This is a genomic window from Halomicronema sp. CCY15110 (genome assembly GCF_016888165.1).
GTDB lineage: Bacteria > Cyanobacteriota > Cyanobacteriia > Phormidesmidales > Phormidesmidaceae > Halomicronema.
This window is the reverse complement of record NZ_JACSWC010000197.1, coordinates 1-223: the sequence shown is the minus strand read 5'-3', so window position 1 is coordinate 223 and position 223 is coordinate 1. Positions and strand designations below refer to the sequence as shown.

Below are 223 nucleotides of genomic sequence, written 5' to 3'. Positions count from 1 at the left end.
GTTAGTGAAGGAAACGCGCCCACCACTCCCCGCCCGCCCCGGACAACCGGCGGCGACTGACTATGAGTATGAGCGCAATGGCACCGCCCACCTTTTTCTGTTTACCGAACCCCTGGCGGGGTGGCGCAAAGCCGTCGTCACGGAGCGACGCACGGCGGTTGATTGGGCGCACCAAATGCAACACTGACTGGATGCAGACGATCGGGATTGCCCCAAAGTGCTC

The 223-nt window shown here is 62.3% G+C and carries 1 pseudogene; it reads left to right on the top strand.

Annotated features, from left to right (window positions below):
- Window positions 1-187 (top strand): annotated as a pseudogene (locus JUK32_RS06080) (IS630 family transposase); the annotation flags it as partial.
- Between the last annotated feature and the right edge of the window lie 36 nt (window positions 188-223).